Raw genomic sequence first — 22,544 nt, 5'->3', positions numbered from 1 at the left:
TTAATCCTTGGCGTTATGAATAACCAGCTGGTTAAACGGTATGACCCACTGCTGTTGATTGCAAACCTCAACCGCATAACGCTGTAGCGCCCGTTTAATGGCGAACAGATCTCCCGCAGCCGTGCCATCGAAAGTAGCGGCAATTTTGTAATCCAGCGACGACGTATTGGCATGAGCGAAATGCACCACTAAATTATTCAGTGAATGACCAAAGGATTCCAGCAGCAAGCCGCGGTGGATACCGGCACATAATATTTCCGGGATCACGGTGGCGCATTGGGATTGATGCTGGTAATCGATACCGAAATCGCTAGTTACAGTAAACCCCAGGGAAAAATTCTTAGGCTGCTCGGCCAAGAAATCGGCAATGCTATATGTGATCGGCATGACACCGTTTGGCTGCGATAGCACAATGCTTTCCAGAGTAATGCATTTCACCATGGCAAAGGTATTATCGGAAAGCATCACGAAATCGCCCCTTTGGCATGGAAACCAGGGCTCGTCAGCCGAGTACGGACGGGAAACGTAATTGGCCAGTTCCGCCAAAGTGAGCCGCAATTCCAATCCGGGCAACATGGGATTGGTCAACTTGCTGTAATAATTCAAACTTTCCACCAGCAGCGGGATGCCATTGTAGTTGATGCATTCGCCTTCCCTGACTGATCCGGTATTCAATAGTATCCGTAGCTCATTGATATAACTGGGAATAGAGCTCTTCAGCAGCCAAATAATACTCAGCAGCAGTAACACGGTAATACCGATTAACACCTGGTCGTTACGCACACTCAGCACATAAAACACCGCTGTGATCGACAACGCCGCCATCAGAAAATGATAAAACAATGTGCTAATACGCTGGTAATAGGTTCTTCTTTCCTCTTTCTTGCGATGATTCAGCCAGTGCAGCAGCTTCTGCAACGATAGCATCGAGAAATACACGGAAATAAAAGCAGTCAACGCCATCAACAAGGTGGCGCCGCGTCCCGCGGCAAATTGTTGTACATGTTCACCCAAGGATATTTCTTTAGCGGATTGTGATTTAATCATCTCCTCGAGTTGTAATTGTGCAACTTCCAGAAGATGCTGGTTTTCCAGCAATTGATCATTCCATTTTTTGCTGATGCGCTCAAACTCGGCTAAAGCCTCTTTTTCAAAACCGGCTTTATTGATTTCCCCAATATGTTTAAGTACTTCATTGATGACGCGGATTTGCGATTTATAGAAATCGATTTTCTTTTGCAAGCTATCCGTTTTACGCTTATTCTCGGTCAATTGACGCAATTCGCTCATGATCGGTTGGACGATTTCCAGTAAATCTTTCTGCCAATCGAATTCTCTTTTTTCTGACGCTTCCTCTTTGCTTAGCTCCAAGCCCGCCGTCAGAATCATTTCAAATGACGATTTCTGCTCCGCGATGGCATTGTTTAATCCAGTCAATTCCGCCTGAATTCTGTTTTTCTCCTGCTCTGTCTTGGCTTTCGTCAACGCCTTCGACATTGCTTCCGCCTGATCTTTTCGCAGTTTGATGCTGCTGATAATGTCATTCAGCTTCTCAACAGCCAGTTCTTTTTGCAGTTCCCTCTCGGTAGCAATCAACGGAATATCCAATGTGCTCGCGCTGACGCCGGAAAGCACCAGTGCCAGTAAAAAGAAAACAAACCAACGTAAAGCAAAATTAATTTTCATGTTTTATCGAATCAATAATTGGATTTTGATTATCAGCGCAACAGCCGTGGGAAGGCATCTCAGACAGCAAAGAAACGTTCGACTTCCGCCAGATCGCGTGTACGTTTCATCGGTGGCAGACTTTGCCATATTTGTTTGCCATAGGCTTTCGTAGTCAAGCGTGGATCACAAATCATCAGCACCCCACGGTCCGCTTCATCGCGGATCAACCGGCCGGCGCCTTGTTTCAGGTTAATGACTGCGCGCGGCAATTGGTATTCCATAAATGCATTGCGTCCTTCATTGTTCATTTTGTCAATCCGCGCAGCCAGCACCGGATCGTCCGGCGGCGCAAACGGCAATTTATCGATGATGACCAGCGACAACGCATCGCCGCGTACATCGATACCTTCCCAGAACGATTGACTGCCAATGAGCACGGCATTGTTCAATGCGCGAAAACGCTCCAGCATATTGGAGCGGGAACCTTGTCCTTGCAGCAGCAACGGGAAATCGAAATCCTCGGTGGCTTGCAACAACTCGTGCACACGCTGCATGGCACGTAAACTGGTACAAAGGAAAAAGGCCCGTCCACGGCTCGCGCGTAATACCGGCAGCGCCGCCTGAACCACTTGATCGGTGTAATTCCTCTGTTGCGGTTCCGGCAAGCCGGGCGGAACGTACAATAACGCCTGCTGCGCAAAATCGAACGGACTTTCCCAGCACGCCGTTTGCGCCGCGGTCAGTCCCATTTCGTTATTGTAATGGCTGAAATCCTTTTTCACCGATAAGGTTGCGGAAGTAAAAATCCAGGCACGCGGCGATGCAGCCATTTGTCTTTGGAAAATTTCCGCGATCGACAACGGCGTGGCGTTCAGCTGTAAAGCGTGGTGATAGACTTCGACCCAGCGCACATGCTCCTGCATTTCCGTTTCATCGCGCCAGCGCTGCAGCAGATACAAATGCGCCGCCGCGCGCTGGCGGCAATTCTCCAATCCTTCGGATCGTTCCGCTTGGCTTTCCAGTAACTTGACCAGCGTGGTCAGTTTTTCTAGCATATTCCCCAGCGCTTGACTAAAACCGCTATTTTGCATGGCAGCCGCCAGCGACAAGCGCGTATTCTCTTCCGTAATCGTCAAGCGCAAATCGCGCACAGCTTTTTCCATTGCCGCGATCGAATCGGGCAATCCGGTAAAATCCCCGGCGGCTTGAACCGCTTCTACTTTGGCATCGCGCGCCAAATCGAGCAATTGGCCGGTACTGATCGATTCGCCAAAAAACAAACTGGCGGTTTCAGGTAATTGATGCGCCTCGTCAAAAATAACTGTATTACAGGCAGGCAACAGCTCGGACAATCCTTCATCTCGCAGCATCACATCCGCGAAGAACAGGTGATGATTTACCACCACGATATCCGCAGTGAGTGCTTGCTTGCGCGCTTCCATGACAAAACATTTTTTGTAACTGGGACATTCCGAGCCCAGACAACTGTCGCGCGTGGACGTGACGTTTTGCCAGATCGCTGCATTTTCTGGCACTTCACTCAAACCGCTTTTATCGCCGCTCTGACTGCGGCTGGCATAACGCTCGATCAGTTGCAGATAGTGAATCTCATCGCGGTTGATAAAGCTGAGGTGAGTATCCTGCAAGCTTCTCTCCAAATGGTAGTGGCACACATAATTCGCCCGCCCTTTCAGTAAAGCTACCGTGACCGGTATTCCTAGCGCTGCACGCACGGTCGGAATATCGCGATTGAATAATTGGTCCTGCAATGTTTTAGTACCGGTCGAAATAATCACCTTGCCGCCCGCCAGCAATGCAGGCGCGAGATAAGCGAACGTCTTGCCCGTACCGGTTCCAGCTTCGGCCACCAGAATTTGATGCTTGGCGATTGTATCCGCGATCGCCTGCGCCATTTCCACTTGCTGCGCGCGCGTGCGGAAACCTGCAATGTGTTGGGAGAGTACGCCGCCGGGCGCGAAAATGGCATTGATATCAAGCATAAAATCAGAAGAATGGCTGTCCGGAATCAATCTGCAGTCTGCTTTGATGGAACCGCCACGCTCGGGAATGGATCAAGAAAAACTTAACGCATTATACTGCGATGCACACCGGTTAGCGATCGATGTTCGTTTTGCCGTGAAGTATGAAGGAGATAATGCAAATTGGATGAATCATTCAAGGTCTGCGCAGAGTGAAATTAACGCAGCCCCTTGTATTCCCGCCATCCTCCAAATTGAGTTATCTCTTGCATCCCTTCGCAAAGATACGATTCTCCAAGGATTCCTAATACTTCCCGGTTGTCAGCCAAGAGAATTTTTCCAACCGAGAGCCCGGCCGGTTCACGGCTTAACAATTCACCGATTTTGGATGAATCTATAGACCAAATCTCCAAGGAAATTTGCCCGCCGCTGGCGAAACGTTGCATGGCGGGATGCTGATCGTTAATCGACCAAAGCCGGTAGAAAGGCGCGGTTAGCGCTTCTTCCACAAATACACCGCCCAACTCCAGCAAATTGTGGTTTAACGCCAAACCTCTCATTAACGTACCGTTGACGGCAAGCTTAATTTGCATAATTATCTGATTATTAATATCTTAAGACGATGGATTTTGCTAATTTGTGTTGCGCGGAATTGCTGACATTGTGCTTGCATATTGGATATTCATAAATTAAAAAAGCACTTAGAATTGTATTCCTAAGTTCTTGTTTTTGGTAGGTCGTGGCAGATTCGAACTGCCGACCAACGGATTAAAAGTGTGGTGTGCTCTATATGCAAGTTTTGGACTCATGCTATTTCCTTAAATTGAGTATTTTGTGAGCAGTAGCTCAACTCGAATTATTTCCTCAAATTCTTGATTATTTCTTTTATTGCTATGAAAATCATCCCGGCCGAAATAACGCAGAGAATTAATGCCAATAAGGCCTTTGTCATTACGAAAAAGGTACAGACACTAAAAACCAGTTCACACGGCCATTCGAAAAAACTCATTTCATCCTATCCTTATACGATCTAATCTCAATAATCCTACCGTGCTTCACGGACTACGCCTGGCGCAGCATGCTTTATCAGCTCTATTGCTATGGTACATAATGTTTTCACGTCAATACGAATCTCTTCAATTATTTCATCTTTATCTAATAGATACTTGTCATGAATTTGAGAGTAGAGCGGTATTTCGCAATCCCATGTGATTTTTTCTGCTTCTCTATACCTTGCGACATCCCTAAATTCGTTACTTCTGGCGTTTTTAGTTGTTTCTATTAGAATCATTCGCTCACGTACTTGAATCCGTCAATAACTCCAGTGAAATCGTGTTCTTCTATAGCTTGCTTCTCCTTTATTTATAATCGTAAGTCTGAAATGAGACAATCCTATCGCCCCTCATTACGTGCAAGACCCGCATCACAGCTAACCGTAATAATGATGATAGGAGGAGGGGGAACCAATGAAGGTTAAATTACTCTAATCCTTTGAATCAACTCTCCCTTCTTTGATTCTATAACCGCATCAACCAGTGCATAACACATCAGTGCATAGTCGGATGGTTGTACTTATCCTTCCCCAGTAGGGTCAGATGCAGCGGCTACTCACAATGTTTACAGAGATTTAATTGAAAGTTCAAATGATTAATTTTTTTAGAAAATAAAAAAGGACTATAAGTCTATGACCTGTAGTCCTTTTATTTGTTTTGGTAGGTCGTGGCAGATTCGAACTGCCGACCAACGGATTAAAAGTCCGCTGCTCTACCGGCTGAGCTAACGACCCAAAGCGCGGCATTATACCTGAATCAATTGCCGATATAAATGGCTTTCTCAGATTGTGTGCTCATTTTTATAATAAGAAGTGAATATAATGTTTTGTTGACTGACATTATTGCGAGTATCGGATAAAATATTCTTATAGGTTGAGGTTGGCAAGAATAGGTAAAAAATTTACAGTAAATCGCACTAAAAACTCGACGTTGTAAATAATATTCCCTGAGCTATAAATCAAAATCCACATCCCGTTTGGGATTTATTCTGTCTAAGATTAATGGACGTTTTTGACGTGCTAATCACCATTCTGCGGCAGTAAATGACTATAAGAAAAAGTAGTTCATTTCATATTAAATGCATCTGAGGCCATTTAATATAACGCTATACCGGTTGTGTTTACCAATAAAGGAAACAATTAATAATGCTGACACATTTACAGCGCCTTGAAGCTGAGAGTATTCAGATCATGCGGGAGGTGGTTGCGGAATGCGAACACCCGGTGATGCTCTATTCCATTGGAAAAGATAGTGCAGTGATGCTGCATCTTGCGATGAAAGCATTTTATCCTTCAAAACCGCCGTTTCCGTTGCTGCATGTCGATACCACCTGGAAATTCAGGGAAATGATTGAATTTCGCGATGTTATGGCGAAAAAGCTTGGACTCGAGCTGATCGTTCATATCAATCCGCAGGGTGTGGAAAAGAAAATTAATCCATTCACGCACGGCTCGGCGATTCATACGGATATCTGGAAGACTGAAGGATTGAAGCAGGCGCTGGATAAATATGGTTTTGACGTGGCATTTGGCGGTGCCCGCCGCGATGAAGAAAAATCCCGTGCCAAGGAACGTATTTTTTCCATCCGCTCCGCGCAGCATCGCTGGGATCCCAAGTTGCAACGCCCCGAACTCTGGCGGCTATACAATGCGCGTAAGCATAAAGGTGAGAGTATCCGGGTGTTTCCGCTTTCTAACTGGACAGAACTCGATATCTGGCAGTATATCTATTTGAATAATATACCTATTGTGCCATTATATTTTGCCAAGGAACGGCCTGTCGTCGAGCGCGATGGTACTTTGATCATGGTGGATGACGAGCGTTTACCGATGCGGGAAGGCGAGCAGCCGATGATGAAAAGCGTGCGATTCCGTACATTGGGATGTTATCCGCTCACCGGTGCGATTGAAAGTGAAGCCAATACGTTGACGGCCATCATTCAGGAAATGCTGCTTACCAGAACATCCGAACGGCAAGGGCGGTTGATTGATCATGATTCAACCGGTTCAATGGAGAAAAAGAAGCAGGAGGGCTATTTCTAATGGCGCATGTATCTGATTTGATAGCCGAGGACATCGAGCTGTATTTGAAAACACACGAGAACAAAAGCCTGCTTCGCTTTATCACATGCGGCAGCGTGGATGACGGAAAAAGCACTTTGATCGGGCGTCTGCTGTATGAATCCAAGATGTTGTTTGAAGATCAACTGACTCAGTTGGAAGCCGATTCCAAGAAAGTGGGTACGCAAGCCGGAGATTTGGATTTTGCGCTTTTGGTGGATGGACTGACGGCTGAGCGCGAGCAAGGTATTACCATTGATGTCGCGTACCGTTTCTTTTCTACTGACAAGCGCAAGTTTATCGTAGCGGATACGCCGGGGCATGAACAATATACCCGTAACATGATCACCGGCGCATCGACCGCGGATGTGGCCATTATTTTGATCGACGCGCGCAAGGGTGTATTGACGCAAACGCGGCGGCATAGCTATTTGGTTTCGTTAATCGGCATCCGGCATGTGGTGCTGGCAATCAATAAACTCGACATGGTGGGATATTCCGAAGAGGTTTTTAACCGGATCGATCACGACTATCGTGTATTCGCCAAAAAGATCGGGTTGCAAAACATTGCCGCCATCCCGATGTCGGCTTTGAAAGGCGATAATATTACCGAGTTGAGCAGGAATACACCGTGGTATAGCGGCGATACATTGATGAGCTACCTGGAGAATGTTCAGGTAGAAGATGCCGCTGAACAATCCGGTGTTTTTCGTATGCCGGTACAGTGGGTAAATCGCCCCAATCTGGATTTCCGCGGTTACTCCGGCATGGTGGTGCGCGGTAGTGTCAAACCGGGCGACGCCATTTGCGTTCTGCCATCCGGAAGAGAAAGCCACGTCGCGCGCATCGTCACGCAAGAAGGCGATCTGGAAACAGCTATTTCCGGCCAGTCGATTACACTGACACTCACGGATGAGATTGATATCAGCCGGGGTGATGTTCTGGCGACTACCGATTCACCGCCCGGAGTGGCCAATCAATTTGAAGCCACGGTGGTTTGGATGACCGATGAAGCGATGCTGCCCGGCAGGCCTTACTTGATGAAAATTGGCACAAAAACAGTCACGGCCAATGTTTCAACGGTAAAACACAAGGTTAATGTCAATACACTCGAGCAAGTTGCCGCGACGAGATTAGAGCTCAATGAAATCGGAGTTTGCAATCTGAGTACGGACCAATTGATTGCATTTGATCCTTATAGCGAAGATCGCGATACCGGCGGTTTCATCATGATTGACCGGCTAACCAATAATACCGTTGGTGCCGGTATGTTGCATTCAGCCTTGCGCCAGTCGCGCGATAATAGCCAGTGGCAAAATATCGATGTCAATAAGCAGGCGCATGCCGCGATCAAAGGACAGAAGCCGTTTATCATCTGGTTTACCGGGTTGTCCGGCAGCGGCAAATCGACCATCGCTATTTTGCTCGAGAGAAAGCTTTATTCGTTGGGTAAACATACTTATTTGCTGGACGGAGACGCTATTCGTCATGGTTTGAATAAAGATCTCGGTTTTACCGATGCCGACCGGATTGAAAATGTCCGGCGCACTGCGGAAGTCGCCAAGTTGATGGTTGATGCCGGGCAAATTGTTCTGGTTTCAATGATTTCACCGTTCTCCGCCGAGCGCGAGATGGCGCGTGAATTGGTAGCGCAGGGTGAATTCTTTGAAGTATTTGTCGATGTACCGATCCAAGCGGCGGAAGAGCGAGATCCCAAAGGATTGTATAAAAAAGCGCGTAGCGGTGAACTGAAAGATTTTACCGGACTTGATTCACCTTACGAAGCGCCGGAAAACCCCGAAGTCCGCATTGATACGACGACTCAAACACCCGAGCAGGCGGTCGAGCATATTATCAATTATTTGCTGGGCATCGGTGTTCTCGGTTGATTTAATGTAGTCGACCGTATTGGCTAGAACAGTGCGTGCATCGGGATAGCCGGATCGGTGAGATTCCAGTCAAAAAACTGGCAAATCAATGCCCGGCAAGCTTGAATGCCGTACGTTACATGAGAGCCGAAGAATAACACCCCGTATTGGCGCTTACGATTCCCGGGTTTTTTGGCGTTATATACCGGTCATTTATAGTCGAGGTCACAATCATGATTCTTGTTACGGGCGGTGCCGGATATATTGGTTCGCATACTTGCGTGGAATTGTTGAATGCAGGGCTTGACATAACCGTTTTCGACAATTTTTGTAACAGCAATCCCGAAGCATTGGCCCGGGTGCAGAAAATTACCGGCAAGAAACCTGCATTAATAACCGGTGATTGCCGTGACCGCGCCGCTTTGGTCACTGCCTTGCAGAAAAGCAAAGCCAAAGCAGTAATCCACTTTGCCGGACTTAAAGCCGTCGGGGAATCGGTAGAACAGCCGCTTTCCTATTACGATAATAACGTAAGCGGTACATTACGGTTATTGGAGGCGATGCAGGAGTGCGGTGTCAAAACCCTGGTATTCAGTTCTTCCGCCACAGTTTATGGTGACCCGGTGCGGTTACCGCTGACCGAGGATCACTCGCTGTCCGCAACGAATCCCTATGGACGCAGTAAGTTGATGATCGAAGAGATTCTGCGCGATTTACAGCACAGCGACGCTTCATTCCGCATTGCCATCTTGCGTTATTTTAATCCGGTGGGCGCCCATGCGAGCGGGTTAATCGGCGAAGACCCGCAGGGAATCCCCAATAATTTGATGCCTTTCGTGGCGCAGGTCGCGATAGGGCGAAGGGAAACTCTGAACGTGTGGGGAGATGATTATCCCACACCGGATGGCACCGGCGTGCGCGATTACATTCACGTGGTCGACTTGGCGCTGGGACATCTGAAGGCGCTGGAAGCGCTCGAAGCTGCACGCTCCGGACAAAGTGATCAATATTCCGGCTGTTTGACCGTAAATCTAGGCACTGGACGAGGTTATAGCGTACTGGATGTAGTGCGGGCCTACGAGCAGGCAAGCGGGCAGCCTATTCCCTATAAGATCGCTCCCCGGCGCTCCGGTGATATTGCGTCTTGTTATGCGGATCCAAAACGTGCGCTCGAGTTATTGGGCTGGCAAGCAAAACTTGGATTGGAAGATATGTGCGTGAGCAGCTGGCACTGGCAGAGTATCAATCCCAAGGGTTATCAAAGCTAATTGGAATTTTTGTTCCGGTTCACCGGAATCGCGTTAAGGCGATAGTGGCGACTTAATATTAAGGAGAACTATAAATGAAAGCGATCAGAAAAGCGGTCTTTCCTGTGGCTGGATTAGGCACGCGTTTTTTGCCGGCAACCAAGGCGAATCCCAAGGAAATGCTGCCCATCGTTGATAAGCCGTTGATCCAATTTGCTGCTGAAGAAGCGGTTGCCGCGGGTATTGATGTGTTGATTTTTATCATCGGGCGTAACAAAAGCTCGATACCCGACCACTTCGATAAAGCGTTTGAATTGGAAGCGAAACTGGAAGCAGGAAGAAAACAGGAGATGCTGAACATTGTCCGCAATATTCTACCGCCGCATGTGGATTGCGTTTATATCCGTCAAGCTGAAGCACTCGGGCTGGGGCACGCTGTTTTGTGCGCGCAATCGGTTGTCGGCGATGAACCTTTCGCGGTATTACTGGCTGATGATTTAATCGATGGCGGTGACCGCAGTTGCCTCAGTCAGATGGTGGATATTTACGCTCAGCATCATTGCTCGATTCTGGGAATCGAGCAAGTACCACCGAATACGGTTAACCGCTATGGCATCATCAGCAGTGCGCCGATTGCCAGTAACCTGTCCAAGGTCAATGCCATTGTTGAGAAACCGCCGATAGACAAGGCACCATCCAATCTCGCAGTGGTTGGCCGCTATATTCTAACGCCACGTATTTTCAAACTGCTGGAAAAAACGGAGCGGGGAGCCGGTAACGAAATTCAGTTGACGGATGCCATCGCGAAGCTATTGCAAGATGAAACGGTGCTGGGTTATGAATTTGACGGCAAGCGCTTTGATTGCGGCAGCAAATCCGGGTATCTACAGGCAACTGTGGAGTTTGCTTTACAGCACCCCGAGCTGAAACAGGAATTCGAGGCCTACTTGAGCGATTTGGTTAGAAAATTTCCTCAAACGAATTAATACGCTGATCGCATCGCCGTGCATTAAATTCAGGTTGCTACATACAGGCTTGCGGAATCAGCGGCGATAATCAAAAAAAACCGGCCGGATACACTCACAAGTGGAGGTATCCGGCCGGTTTTTTTATTGCTGAACTGATCGACTGTTACCGAACTTAATCAGCTTTCTTTGTACGCAACGGGATTTTCTTAAACAGTGGTATACATAGAAGCCCGATCAGCGCGCCAATCAGCATCATGCCATAGTTCTGGAAATTATTATTCGTGAACGACGTAATTTGCCGCACCATTGCGCTTTGTTCAGCTTTATCCGAGACTTTAGGTAGATTTTCCGCCTCGTAAGTATCGTTGATGTTATAAGGCGTTACACCGGGAATACTCGGTATGTTCTCGGCTCCTTTTCCAACCACCAACTGCGCTTTCATACCTTTTTCCATGTGATGGGAAATGTCGCAATGGACGAGAAACGTATCGTCCGATCCCGGTACGATGATAGTGCCGGTGACCGTTTTGGGTCCGGTTACTTCCAGATGGAACATGCCATATTTATACAAATATTTGGGCAATCCGTGCATCATGAATTGGTGCCGGATATTATCTTCGTTGACAAAATGCCAAGTGACCTTAGAGCAGGGTTTGACATGCCATTGCTGTTGATCGAATGCAAAAGCGGTACCGGGAAATTTGGCGGAATATTTTCTGCCGGCGCGCACGGTAATTTCCACTTCCTCGGAAATGCTTTTACAGCTGCTGGGCAGTTTGTCGAGGTTTTGCCCCATGATCATGGTACCTTCGTGATCCATAATATGATCATGATCCATGTGGTGATGGTGGTGTCCATCGCCGTGCTCAGCGGATTGCGCACTGGTGTCGTGTGCGCTGTGATCAATATGCTGTTCTGCGCTAATGTCATGCGCATCACTATGATCATGTGCACTTTGGTCATTTGAACTGTGATCATGGCCGCTATGATCCTCGGTCTGCTGCTTCTCAGCCGCTGCTGGAGCTTGATTCACGCCGTGACCGCTATGATCGGAGTGATCATGTGAACCGCCGTTTGTTTTTTGCTGAGCAATGGCATTCGAGCTGACCGCGAGAATTCCAGCCAGTAAGAAAGTAATGGTTGTCGACTTTATCATTTTGGGTTACTCCCTTTGGCCCCTTTTAGGCGAGAAACTGCCGCAATAGCGCTTTGTTTGATTTGCTCCCGTTTGGCGAAAATCAGATAGATTACCAGTCCTATCAGCAGACCGATCACACCATTCAATAATGAGGTCTGCTCTTGTGCGCCGAGACCGGTTTGCCCGCCGGGTGAACCGAGGCTGGACCATTCATCCAGATCCTGCCAGACCGGAAGTCTTCTTTCGTAATATTCCTTGGTAAAGAATTTGTTGAGATCAATGCCGAAGTGATTAACCTTGGGCAAACCGCTGTCATGCAGGTAGGATTTGTACACAATGGAACTCATACTGCCGCCTTCGGCCATGCCGTTGGTGGTAATCCCTTTTTCCCGGTGATCATGAATCAACCAATCGCCTTCGCCATAACTGTGTTTTCCATCGTTGACGGTTTCCAGCTTCAGGTCGAGGCGTTGCGCCGGCGCCATGTCGAATACGTCGCGCATGATTTGAGCAACCGGATTATGTTCCACACCGTCGTAATGTGTGATCGTGGCATGATGGCCGTGCGTATGAACCGCAATCGATTCACCGCCGCTATTGAGCAGGCGCAATTTAATTTTCTGATCGGGTTCAACAATAATAAGCGATTCTCTCAGAGTGTAAGGGTATGACAGGCCATTCAGCGTGTAATAATCTTCGGTCGAATCGGTGATGTCGTAGCGTTGATTCATGTCGCGTGCGATGAGCCGCGGATCGTTGTACTTCTGGATAATATCGCTCAGTTCTTTATCCATCGCGTGATAGTGCAGATCGTATTCCTGATCAAAATTCTCGCGCACTGCGACAGATGGGTGACGGACATGACCTGCACCGATATTCAGGGTTTGCAACCAGTTGTTCGGCCGGTTTTCTTCCACGACAATCATCCCCGCCAGTCCCATGGCCAGATGGGTATGCGTTTGTACGTGACAGTGGTAAAACATAGTACCTGGCTGTCTTGCCTGGAATTCATACACACGACGTCCGCCCGGCATCAATTCCACTTCGCTGGTTTGCGGCACACCGTCCTGACCGGCATGGTCACCGTGCGAGAAAGGATGGTCTACGCCATGTAAGTGAATGCTGTGCGGAAAATAATGCGTGTTTTCCAGTACGATTTGAACGATATCACCCACTTCAACCCGAATCACGGGTGATGGTAGGCGCAGTAGGGGATTAGCACGGACGCTTTCAAAATTCTCGGTCGACATGCCGCTGGTTTTTGGCGCAAATACCCAAGCGCCCGGTTGTACGCCCGGAGCAATGTCGAATGTTGGCACTAAACCGGGGAAATCCGGGGATTTGCCATTCAGCTCCATGATTTCCAGTTTGATGATAATCCGGTCGGGATCACCGTCTCCGTCCAGATCATCGGTTTTGATGATGGCATCCGGCGAAAGACCGGTTTTCATCAAGGTATCCATGGAGACGTGATTGGTTCCTTTGACTGCCGCTGCAATCCAGGCGGGATTATCCGGACTGCAACCGGGCGATGCTGCAATTTTTACGCCATCAATTTCCTGGGCTTCCCGCCATGCTGGTGAAATCTTAGGATCGCACATCGGTTCAGCGGTTAACGCGGCCGGATCAACTTTCACTGTTTCTGGTAGCTTCAGCGATGCCTGGACCGCTGCTGACGACAGCAAGGAGAAAATCAATAGGGCAATAACAATACGAATAGGCATATTAACGCACCTTTAAAATTTATCGAGTATTAAAAATAAATATGGCTGATCAGATCAAGCAGTTTTAATACGACCGGTATCAGTTCAATAGCCAGATCTAACGGCTATGACAGAACTGTAGGCACAAACACTTAACTGTGTATTTGCTGGCAGGTAAAATTATGAGGAATATCTTATCTTCATATATGCAATACTTCTACATTATCCGTCAAGCTACCATGAGCAGCTATTATACAGAACCCATTTCTGCTTTTGTGGTTTTTCCATAGTGAATAGAATTTTGAATTTTGAATTTTTTAAGTAATGACTCGAGTGATAATTCCCGGTTTTTTAGCTTTTTTCGTCTACTACTATCCAAAATTTCTGCGAACCGCCGGAATCGATAAGCAGAGCTGTGTCAATTTCTGCTGTTATGGTTTGATGGTTTTTTTGCTGATGGCATGTAACGGTAACAAACCCGCGCAACCGGCACCCGGTAAAAATCAAGCCATACCGGCCACGATTGTGGCTGTGCAGCCGGTGATAATGCCGGTCAGCCTGGAAACGATCGCGCAAACCGAGGGCGCCAAGGAAATTGAAATCCGTACGCGTGTAGGCGGTATTTTGCTCAAACGCTTGTATACCGAAGGAATGGCTGTGGAAGCCGGTCAGCCGTTATTTTTGATCGATCCGGAGCCATTTCAGAATGCTTTGGCGGAAGCAAAGGCGGCGTTGCAAGAACAGAATGTGCGGGTACTGCGCGCGAAAAGCGATGAAGACCGGCAACGGCAGTTGCTAGCGGAAAATTTTGTCAGTCAACGCGCCTATGACTTGGCTACGGCCGATCTGGCGATTGCCGCGGCTGCTCTACAGGCGGCCAAAGTCCGTGTGCAGCAAGCGGAACTCAATCTTTCCTATACTACCGTCAGAGCGCCGGAAAAGGGTGTAACAGGCCGCTCGCAATTGTCCGAAGGCACGCTGGTATCAGCCAATAGTAGCTTGCTGACGACCTTGACGCAATTATCGCCGATCTGGGTGAGATTCAGTTTCGCGGATAATGAAGTCGCTCGATTGGGCGGGCACTTAAGCGAAAAAAATGTGCATCGTGTAAAAATGATTCTGCCGGATGGATCGGAGTATGAGCAGGAAGGGAAAATCAATTTTGCCGCGAGTAAAATCGATCCTCAGCTCGGTACGCAGCAATTGCGCGCAACTTTTGCCAATGAAGATCAGCGCGTATTTCCCGGACAATTTGTCCGGATACGGGTCACCGCCGGGGAATCGAGGGCAGTTTTCATGGTGCCGCAGGTAGCCGTGCTGACTTCGGATAGAGGGCGTTTTGTCTATGTGCTAAACGACAGCGATGAAGCCACGCAACGCCCCGTTATCGTGGATAACTGGATGGGGAAAGACTGGATTATTCTGGAAGGATTGCAAACGGGTGATCGCGTGGTGGTTGACAATCTCATCAAGCTGATGCCGGGCAAAAAGATCGAGCCGCAAGTGCGAGACCAGCTCCCTTCTTTACAACCGGGCCTAGACTCCATCAATAACTAACAATTGCATTCATGGTCCAATTTTTTATTACTCGACCGATTTTTGCATCGGTATTATCGATCATTATCGTTTTAGCCGGATTGGCAGCAGCTACGCAATTACCGATTGAACAATATCCGAAAATCACGCCGCCGACGGTTATCGTAACCGCCACCTTTCCAGGCGCAAATGCCGACACAATGATCAAAACGGTGGCTGCGCCGATTGAGGAAAAACTCAGCGCCATCGAAGGTTTGCTGTATTTTAGCTCCAGCGCGGATTCCAGCGGACGGCTGACCATCACCATTACATTTGAAATCGGCACTGACATAGACCGTGCCACGTTCAATGTCAGTAATGAAATCAACACGGCATTGGCGCGTTTGCCCGATGAAGTCAGACGCTCGGGTATTACCGTGCAGAAGCGTTCAAACGATTTGTTGCTGGTTTTTGCCGTAACTTCAAAGGATCCCAAACATACCACGCTGTTCTTGAGCAACTTCATCACTAACAACATTCTCGATGATTTGCGGCGTGCAACCGGTGTTGGCGAAGCGCGGATTTTCGGTGCGCAAGATTACTCCATGCGCATTTGGTTGAGGCCCGACCGTATGGCGCAGCTGGGTATCACCACCAGCGATATCGCGAATGCCGTCCGCACGCAGAATGCGCAGCAGGCCGTCGGAAAAATCGGCCAGGAGCCTGCGATTGCCGATCAGCAATTGGTATACACCGTAACCGCAAAAGGACGGTTATTGGAACCGGAAGAGTTTGAAAATATCATTTTGCGTTCGGACGGGCCGCGTGGTGTGCTGTATCTCAAGGATGTGGCGCGCATTGAACTGGGTGCGCAGGATTATTCCGCACAGACATTGTTGAATGGCGAACCGGGTTTGGGAATCGGCATTTTCCTGCGTACCGGCGCCAATGCGCTGGAAACCGCTGCGGCTGTGAAAACCCGCATGAACGAGCTGAAGCATTATTTTCCCGAGGGTTTGGAATACTTTATTTCGTATGACACCAGCGTATTTGTTAAAGCATCTATTTGGGAGGTGGTGAAAACGCTGGGTGAAGCGATGTTGCTGGTGGTTCTGGTGGTTTATGTGTTTTTGCAGAGCTGGCGGGCGACGTTGATTCCCATTATTGCTATCCCGATTTCCTTGATCGGTACGTTTGCCGGATTGTGGTTACTCGGGTATTCGATCAATACACTGACACTGTTTGCGATGGTGCTGTCGATTGGTATTGTGGTCGATGATGCGATCGTTGTGCTGGAAAATATTGAGCGGTTGATGTCGCAGGAAAATCTGTCGCCGATCGATGCCGCCATCAAGGCAATGCAGCAAGTATCGAGCGCGGTGGTAGCAATGACGATGGTTTTGGCGGCGGTTTTTATTCCGGTGGCTTTTCTGGGCGGTATTGCCGGCGAGCTGTACCAGCAGTTTGCCGTGACGGTGGCGGTTGCCGCGGTGATTTCCGGTATTGTGGCATTGACTTTGACGCCGACACTGTGCGCGGTATTACTGCGCTCCTCGCATCGGCGCTCGGTTTTTTTTGATTGGTTTAATAATCATTTTGAGCGTGTGCGCCGGTTGTATGTCGATATGGTCGGTTTGAGCCTGCGCCATACCGGCCGGAGCATATTGCTGTTTGTGGTGATGATTGGCGGCCTGGCTTATCTGGTCAAAAATATTCCGGATAGTTTCGTGCCGCCGGAAGATCAAGGTTATGTGATTGCGGCGGTCATCCTGCCCGATGGTGCGACACTGGCGCGAACCACCAAGACGGCCAACGCCATCAGTACCGAGATGAGCAAGGAATCCGCCGTGGCTTTTCAGTTTGCCGTGAATGGGCTGGATTTCATTGGTGGTGGTAATAAAACCAACGTATCGACCATGTTTGTGCGGTTGAAGGATTGGTCGGAACGCACGACGACAGCAGCCGATATTGTCGGTAAGCTCTTCCTGGTCGGTGCGCAGCAGCCGGATGGTCTGGCGATCGCGTTTAATCCACCGGCAATACGCGGCTTGGGAAATACCGGCGGGTTTGAATTATATGTGCAGAGCCGCACCAATTCGGACACCGCGCAATTGACCGCGGTGGTGAACGAGTTGATGCAAGCGTTGAAGCAAGATCCCAAGCTGGCCAGCGTCAATACCTTTTTACGCTCGACGGTGCCGCAATATTTTATCGAAGTCGATGAAGCCAAAGCGATCACGCAAGGTGTTCCCATTTCGGAAATCTATGCCACGTTGCAAAGCACCATGGGTTCCTTTTACGTGAACGATTTTAACCGCTCCGGACGTACCTATCGCGTGCAATTGCAGGCGGAAGCGGCTTATCGCATGACTGCGGAGGATTTGGGGAAAGTGTACGTGCGTGCGCAGTCCGGCGCGATGATTCCCTTATCGGCGCTGAGTAAAGTAAAACATATCGCCGGTGCGGAGCAATTGGAGCGGTTTAATGGATTATTGTCGGCCAAAATAGTCGGCAGTGCGGCGCACGATGTCAGTTCAGGCGAAGCGATTGCACTGGTTGAACGGATTGCCGCCGAGACGCTCCCGGAAGGTTATCAAATTGCCTGGACTGGCACTGCATTTCAGGAAAAGAAAATGGGTTCGGCGGCGATTTTCGCTTTCAGTTTGGCGGTGGTGATGGTTTTTCTGATTCTTGCGGCGCAATTCGAAACCTGGGCCTTGCCGCTGGCGGTCATTATGGCGATTCCATTTGCGATGGTAGGCGCGCTGGTGGCGATTTTGCTGCGTGATATGCCCAATGATATTTATTTCCAGATCGGTATGGTGACGTTAATTGGGTTGACCGCAAAAAACGCCATTCTATTGGTTGAATTCGCCAGCCAGAAAATGAAAGAAGGGGTGAGTATTCAGGCGGCGGCCATTCAGTCGGCGCAGCTGCGTTTCCGGCCTATTGTCATGACTTCGATGGCGTTCATATTGGGTGTGGTACCTTTGGTGATCGCCACCGGCGCCGGTTCGGCGGCGCGCCAGTCCATGGGAACTGGTGTTTTTGGCGGAATGATCATGGCCACTTGTGTGGCGACGATATTCGTACCGTTATTTTTTTCCTGGTTTGTGCGCAATCAAAAAAGCATGCAAGCTGAAACCCGGCAGAAAGTGGCGCGGCAGTCCGCAACATTGTCTTATAAACCCGTCAATAAACCCCGCGAGTAGTTTATTGGCAGCGCTGAAACCGTAGGTGCCCCTGCGAAGGGAATGCGAATTCGGCTACAATCGCACCTATGAATTTAAGCAAAACAAAAATACTGCAACCCATTCAGAAAAAACTGGGGAGTACCAATATCATTCTGGTCGGTATGATGGGAGCCGGAAAAACGACTATTGGCAAAGCCTTGGCTAGTTCGCTGGATAAAGAGTTCGTCGATTCCGATCATGAGATTCAGGAACGCACCGGAGTAAAAATTCCGGTTATTTTTGAGATTGAAGGCGAAGCCGGTTTTCGCAAACGCGAATCGGAGGCGCTACTTGAGTTGAGCCAAAAACGGAACATCATTTTAGCGACCGGCGGCGGCGCCATTCTCAATCCTGAAAACCGGCAATTGCTGAAGCGCAGTGGTATCGTGATCTATTTACGCGCATCGGTTAACGATCTGTACCGGCGCACCCGCCACGATAAAAACCGGCCATTACTGCAAACACAGAATCTGTACGCCCGATTGAATGAACTCTATGTGCAACGGGATGCGCTGTATCGCGAAACCGCGCATGTCATCATCGACAGCGGAAAGCAAGGTGTGCGCTTTTTAGTGCAAAAACTGATTAACAAATTAATATCGATTGATTTCAACACTATCATGCAAGGTGATCAGAGCAATATTATGCAAACCATTATGGTTGATTTTACTCCGTCAGCGGAAAAGCGCAGTTACCCGATCCATATCGGACACGGTATTCTGCAGCACATTGATTTGATTGTGTCGTGCTTGCCGCAAAAGCGCGTTGCGATTGTCAGCAATTCCACCGTCGCGCCGCTCTATCTGGAGAAACTGCAAACGGCGCTGGAAAAGCAGGGGGTTCGTACGATGCCGATTATTCTGCCGGATGGTGAGACCCATAAAAACTGGGAAACGCTTAATATCATCTTCGATGCGCTGTTAAAAAATCACTGCGAACGGAATACCACGATATTGGCGCTTGGTGGCGGTGTGGTCGGTGATCTGACCGGATTCGCGGCGGCGACTTATTTGCGCGGCGTGCCTTTTATCCAGATTCCGACAACACTGCTGGCGCAGGTGGATTCATCGGTAGGCGGTAAAACCGGCATCAATCATCCGTTGGGTAAAAATATGATTGGTGCTTTTTATCAGCCGCTGATGGTATTGGCGGATAGCGCAACGTTAAATACCTTGCCCGATCGAGAGTTACGTGCGGGTTTGGCGGAAGTTATCAAGTACGGTTTGATTCGCGATCCGGCTTTTTTTGATTGGCTGGAGCAAAATATGCACCGCTTATTGGCGCGCGATCCTGTGACATTGAACGAAGCGATTCAGCGCAGTTGCGAAAATAAAGCGGAAATTGTCGCCGCGGACGAAAAAGAAAAAGGCATCCGGGCTTTGCTGAATCTGGGACATACTTTTGGCCATGCGATTGAAAATGGCATGGGCTATGGCGTTTGGCTGCATGGCGAGGCCGTGGCGGCCGGAACGGTAATGGCAGCGGAATTATCCCGGCGCATGAAACTGATCAGCGAGGCGGATGTTCAGCGCATCCGCAAGATTTTTATCCAGGCGGGATTGCCGGTTGTTGCACCGGAAATGCCAGCGGAGAAATATTTAGAGCTGATGCTGCTGGATAAGAAGGTGGAATCCGGAAAAACGCGCTTTATCGTGCTCAATCGTATCGGTGAAGCAGTGATGCGCGCGGACATCACACCCGCCGTTTTGAACGAAACCATCCTGGCTTGCATGACGGAATGAGTAAACGGGTTGCTTATGCCGTGTCTTGCGATAATTCGCGCGGGCGGGCGATTCAGGAAGAACTGGCGAGCGGGCGCAGTGAATTTCAGCGCGACCGTGATCGCATCATACACTCCGCTGCATTCCGCCGCCTGGAATATAAAACTCAGGTGTTTGTTAATCATGAAGGCGACTTGTTCCGCACGCGCCTGACGCATAGTTTGGAAGTGGCGCAAATCGGGCGCTCGATTGCAAGAAACTTGGGATTAAACGAGGATCTGGTCGAAGCCATTACGCTGGCGCATGATCTGGGACATACGCCGTTTGGGCACGCCGGTCAGGATGCACTGAACGACTGCATGCGCGATTACGGTGGTTTTGAACATAACCTGCAATCCTTGCGCGTGGTTGATGTGCTGGAAGAGCGGTATGGAGCTTTTGACGGCCTGAATCTCTGTTATGAAACGCGCGAAGGAATCATCAAACATGTGGCGAGGAAAAATATTCCCAAGCTGGGTTCCCTGGGTGAGCGTTTTTTGCAGCATAAAAGGCCTTCTCTGGAAGCGCAGCTGGCTAATTTCGCCGATGAAATCGCTTACAATAATCATGACATCGATGATGGGCTGCGCTCAGGTTTAATCACATTGGGACAATTGCAAGAAGTATCTATTTTTTCGCGTCATTTGCAGCACGTGCAAGATAAATACCCCGTGTTGCCGGAACGCAGAATGGTGTATGAAACAATCCGCAGCATGATCAATACACTGGTTACCGATCTGACCCGGCAAAGCACCTGTAACATCCTGGATGCCGGTATCGAGCATCTGGTCGATGTGCATGCAGCGCCGCCGCTGATCGGTTTTAGCCAGCAGATAAAGCAAGAGCAGCAGGAATTGAAGAAATTTTTGTTTGATAATTTGTACCGGCATTTTCGTGTCGTGCGGATGAGTAACAAAGCGCGCCACACGATTGAACGGTTGTTCGCGGCATTCAGCACGGAAGTACAATTGCTGCCGGTTAAGTATCAGAAAAAATTTGCACAGGAAGGACACCAGGCAATCGCAGATTATATTGCCGGGATGACAGATCGCTATGCGATCAAAGAATATCAGCGCTTATTTGCCATCGCGGAGAGTTAATTTTTCAGCATTTGTAAAGTGCCGGCTGCTGCATGTGCCGGATTAGCAATATACGTGATCGCTATTCGCTGGTAATATTAACGATTGAAAAAAGGCCTGATTCTAGATAGAAACAGCCTTTCAAAAGAAAGATAAAACATAGGCTTTTTAATGACAACACTGAAGAATGATACGTTCCTACGCGCATTACTGAAACAACCCATTGAATACACACCTGTCTGGCTGATGCGGCAAGCAGGCCGCTATCTGGCGGAATATAATGCTACCCGGGCACGCGCCGGGGATTTCTTATCCTTGTGTAAAAATCCTGGATTTGCAACCGAAGTCACCCTGCAACCTCTGGCTCGTTTTCCGCTGGATGCCGCCATATTGTTTTCGGATATTTTGACCATACCTGATGCCATGGGGCTGGGATTATATTTTGCCCAAGGTGAAGGACCGATGTTTAAACATCCTCTGCGCGAGGAAAAAGAAATTCGCGCATTGAAAGTTCCGGATCCCAATACGGATTTACGCTATGTCATGGATGCGGTTTCGGAAATCCGTAACGCATTGGATAACCGTGTGCCTTTGATTGGTTTTTCCGGTAGTCCCTTTACATTGGCGTGTTATATGGTGGAAGGGCGCGGGGGTACCGAATTCCGTGAAATTAAAACCATGCTGTATCAACGCCCCGAATTGCTACACCATATACTGGATGTGAATGCAAAGGCGGTGATCGCTTATCTTAACGCGCAAATTGAATCCGGTGCGCAGACGGTTATGATTTTTGATACATGGGGCGGTGCGCTTTCGCATTCAGCTTATAAAGAGTTCTCGCTGCGCTATATCCAGCAAATTATTGCCGGATTGAAACGGGAACACGATGGCGTACGCATTCCCAACATTGTGTTTACCAAGGGTGGGGGACTGTGGCTGGAAGCGATTGCGGACATCGGCTGCGATGCGGTCGGATTGGATTGGACAATCGATATCGGCGATGCGCGGCGGCGTGTGGGCAATAAAGTTGCTTTGCAGGGAAATTTGGATCCATCGGTGCTTTTTGCACCTCCGGAAGTCATCACCGCGGAAGTAGCGAAGATATTGGCCAGTTATGGCAACGGAAGTGGCCATGTGTTTAATCTGGGGCATGGCATTTCTCAGTTTACGCCGCCGGAAAATGCAGCAGCCCTGGTGGATGCTGTTCATACCTTAAGCCGTGAATTCCATGCGGTAAGGGGTTAACAAGAATTAAATCATCACTGCAGGTGGTT

15 protein-coding genes, 1 tRNA gene and 1 pseudogene are annotated in these 22,544 nt (G+C 48.8%); 10 read left to right on the top strand and 7 right to left on the bottom strand.

Annotation, left to right across the window (positions count from 1 at the left end; all coding sequences use genetic code 11):
* From BLU57_RS04350 to BLU57_RS04330, 5 genes are all read right to left on the bottom strand, one after another.
* Positions 1 to 1,686: a hypothetical protein gene (locus BLU57_RS04350; protein ID WP_090316773.1), complete on the bottom strand. Its 1,686-nt coding sequence runs from the start codon at positions 1,684 to 1,686 to the stop codon at positions 1 to 3.
* Positions 1,687 to 1,745: 59 nt separating this feature from the next.
* On the bottom strand, positions 1,746 to 3,668 hold the full coding sequence (locus BLU57_RS04345) for a DNA repair helicase YoaA (RefSeq protein ID WP_090316770.1): 1,923 nt from the start codon (positions 3,666 to 3,668) through the stop codon (positions 1,746 to 1,748).
* 197 nt (positions 3,669 to 3,865) lie between these two features.
* Positions 3,866 to 4,240 carry an allophanate hydrolase-related protein gene (locus BLU57_RS04340; RefSeq protein ID WP_176776360.1) on the bottom strand — a complete coding sequence of 125 codons (375 nt, stop codon included), beginning with the start codon at positions 4,238 to 4,240 and terminating at the stop codon, positions 3,866 to 3,868.
* A gap of 452 nt (positions 4,241 to 4,692) precedes the next feature.
* The gene (locus tag BLU57_RS04335) at positions 4,693 to 4,938 is read right to left on the bottom strand and encodes a hypothetical protein (RefSeq protein WP_090316766.1); all 246 of its coding nucleotides are present in this window, start codon (positions 4,936 to 4,938) and stop codon (positions 4,693 to 4,695) included.
* A 419-nt stretch (positions 4,939 to 5,357) separates the two neighbouring features.
* Positions 5,358 to 5,433, bottom strand: a tRNA-Lys gene (locus BLU57_RS04330).
* 411 nt (positions 5,434 to 5,844) lie between these two features.
* Between BLU57_RS04330 and cysD the strand changes: the two genes are divergently transcribed.
* The 4 genes from cysD to galU all read left to right on the top strand — a co-directional run bounded on the left by cysD (position 5,845) and on the right by galU (position 10,860).
* On the top strand, positions 5,845 to 6,741 hold the full coding sequence (gene cysD / locus BLU57_RS04325) for a sulfate adenylyltransferase subunit CysD (protein WP_090316763.1): 897 nt from the start codon (positions 5,845 to 5,847) through the stop codon (positions 6,739 to 6,741).
* Positions 6,741 to 8,648 carry a sulfate adenylyltransferase subunit CysN gene (cysN, locus tag BLU57_RS04320; RefSeq protein WP_090316760.1) on the top strand — a complete coding sequence of 636 codons (1,908 nt, stop codon included), beginning with the start codon at positions 6,741 to 6,743 and terminating at the stop codon, positions 8,646 to 8,648. Before cysD ends, cysN begins: the two co-directional genes overlap by 1 nt.
* 212 nt (positions 8,649 to 8,860) lie before the next feature.
* Positions 8,861 to 9,895 (top strand): UDP-glucose 4-epimerase GalE, encoded by a 1,035-nt coding sequence (gene galE, locus BLU57_RS04315; protein WP_090316757.1) that lies wholly within the window; start codon positions 8,861 to 8,863, stop codon positions 9,893 to 9,895.
* Positions 9,896 to 9,969: 74 nt separating this feature from the next.
* Positions 9,970 to 10,860, top strand: coding sequence for a UTP--glucose-1-phosphate uridylyltransferase GalU (gene galU, locus BLU57_RS04310; RefSeq protein WP_090316754.1), 891 nt, complete (start codon positions 9,970 to 9,972; stop codon positions 10,858 to 10,860).
* A gap of 154 nt (positions 10,861 to 11,014) precedes the next feature.
* Here the strand turns inward: galU and BLU57_RS04305 are convergent, their stop codons facing one another.
* Together BLU57_RS04305 and BLU57_RS04300 are read right to left on the bottom strand one after the other, a co-directional pair.
* Entirely contained in the window at positions 11,015 to 11,998 is a 984-nt protein-coding gene (locus BLU57_RS04305; RefSeq protein WP_090316752.1) for a cupredoxin domain-containing protein, read from the bottom strand.
* On the bottom strand, positions 11,995 to 13,704 hold the full coding sequence (locus BLU57_RS04300; RefSeq protein ID WP_090316749.1) for a multicopper oxidase domain-containing protein: 1,710 nt from the start codon (positions 13,702 to 13,704) through the stop codon (positions 11,995 to 11,997). The genes BLU57_RS04305 and BLU57_RS04300 overlap by 4 nt, the downstream gene beginning before the upstream one ends.
* A 435-nt stretch (positions 13,705 to 14,139) precedes the next feature.
* Between BLU57_RS04300 and BLU57_RS04295 the strand changes: the two genes are divergently transcribed.
* The 6 genes and pseudogenes from BLU57_RS04295 (at position 14,140) to hemE (ending at position 22,515) form a co-directional block, all read left to right on the top strand.
* A complete protein-coding gene (locus tag BLU57_RS04295; RefSeq protein ID WP_256206122.1) occupies positions 14,140 to 15,240 on the top strand; it encodes an efflux RND transporter periplasmic adaptor subunit in 1,101 nt (366 codons plus the stop codon).
* A gap of 11 nt (positions 15,241 to 15,251) precedes the next feature.
* Positions 15,252 to 18,410: an efflux RND transporter permease subunit gene (locus tag BLU57_RS04290; RefSeq protein WP_090316744.1), complete on the top strand. Its 3,159-nt coding sequence runs from the start codon at positions 15,252 to 15,254 to the stop codon at positions 18,408 to 18,410.
* Positions 18,411 to 18,478: 68 nt separating this feature from the next.
* A pseudogene (locus tag BLU57_RS16430) lies at positions 18,479 to 18,967 on the top strand (shikimate kinase); the annotation flags it as partial.
* 108 nt (positions 18,968 to 19,075) lie between these two features.
* Entirely contained in the window at positions 19,076 to 20,173 is a 1,098-nt protein-coding gene (gene aroB, locus BLU57_RS04285) for a 3-dehydroquinate synthase (protein ID WP_256206130.1), read from the top strand.
* Positions 20,170 to 21,291: a deoxyguanosinetriphosphate triphosphohydrolase gene (locus BLU57_RS04280; protein ID WP_090316737.1), complete on the top strand. Its 1,122-nt coding sequence runs from the start codon at positions 20,170 to 20,172 to the stop codon at positions 21,289 to 21,291. The genes aroB and BLU57_RS04280 overlap by 4 nt, the downstream gene beginning before the upstream one ends.
* 150 nt (positions 21,292 to 21,441) lie before the next feature.
* Complete coding sequence (hemE, locus tag BLU57_RS04275; protein WP_090316735.1) at positions 21,442 to 22,515, top strand: uroporphyrinogen decarboxylase; 1,074 nt, start codon at positions 21,442 to 21,444, stop codon at positions 22,513 to 22,515.
* Positions 22,516 to 22,544 lie beyond the last annotated feature (29 nt).

Source organism: Nitrosomonas oligotropha, assembly GCF_900106555.1.
In the GTDB taxonomy this organism is placed as follows: Bacteria; Pseudomonadota; Gammaproteobacteria; order Burkholderiales; family Nitrosomonadaceae; genus Nitrosomonas; species Nitrosomonas oligotropha_A.
The sequence above is the reverse complement of the archived record's forward strand: the minus strand, read 5'-3'. Positions and strand labels throughout refer to the sequence as shown.

What these genes read in the sequence shown, in the direction of transcription:
- hemE (WP_090316735.1), top strand. Translation starts at nt 21,442, where the DNA reads ATGACAACACTGAAGAATGATACGTTCCTACGCGCATTACTGAAACAA.
- BLU57_RS04335 (WP_090316766.1), bottom strand. Translation starts at nt 4,938, where the DNA reads ATGATTCTAATAGAAACAACTAAAAACGCCAGAAGTAACGAATTTAGG.
- BLU57_RS04290 (WP_090316744.1), top strand. Translation starts at nt 15,252, where the DNA reads ATGGTCCAATTTTTTATTACTCGACCGATTTTTGCATCGGTATTATCG.
- BLU57_RS04300 (WP_090316749.1), bottom strand. Translation starts at nt 13,704, where the DNA reads ATGCCTATTCGTATTGTTATTGCCCTATTGATTTTCTCCTTGCTGTCG.
- BLU57_RS04340 (WP_176776360.1), bottom strand. Translation starts at nt 4,240, where the DNA reads ATGCAAATTAAGCTTGCCGTCAACGGTACGTTAATGAGAGGTTTGGCG.
- galE (WP_090316757.1), top strand. Translation starts at nt 8,861, where the DNA reads ATGATTCTTGTTACGGGCGGTGCCGGATATATTGGTTCGCATACTTGC.
- aroB (WP_256206130.1), top strand. Translation starts at nt 19,076, where the DNA reads ATGCAAACCATTATGGTTGATTTTACTCCGTCAGCGGAAAAGCGCAGT.
- BLU57_RS04280 (WP_090316737.1), top strand. Translation starts at nt 20,170, where the DNA reads ATGAGTAAACGGGTTGCTTATGCCGTGTCTTGCGATAATTCGCGCGGG.
- cysN (WP_090316760.1), top strand. Translation starts at nt 6,741, where the DNA reads ATGGCGCATGTATCTGATTTGATAGCCGAGGACATCGAGCTGTATTTG.
- BLU57_RS04305 (WP_090316752.1), bottom strand. Translation starts at nt 11,998, where the DNA reads ATGATAAAGTCGACAACCATTACTTTCTTACTGGCTGGAATTCTCGCG.
- BLU57_RS04295 (WP_256206122.1), top strand. Translation starts at nt 14,140, where the DNA reads ATGGCATGTAACGGTAACAAACCCGCGCAACCGGCACCCGGTAAAAAT.
- cysD (WP_090316763.1), top strand. Translation starts at nt 5,845, where the DNA reads ATGCTGACACATTTACAGCGCCTTGAAGCTGAGAGTATTCAGATCATG.
- BLU57_RS04345 (WP_090316770.1), bottom strand. Translation starts at nt 3,668, where the DNA reads ATGCTTGATATCAATGCCATTTTCGCGCCCGGCGGCGTACTCTCCCAA.
- BLU57_RS04350 (WP_090316773.1), bottom strand. Translation starts at nt 1,686, where the DNA reads ATGAAAATTAATTTTGCTTTACGTTGGTTTGTTTTCTTTTTACTGGCA.
- galU (WP_090316754.1), top strand. Translation starts at nt 9,970, where the DNA reads ATGAAAGCGATCAGAAAAGCGGTCTTTCCTGTGGCTGGATTAGGCACG.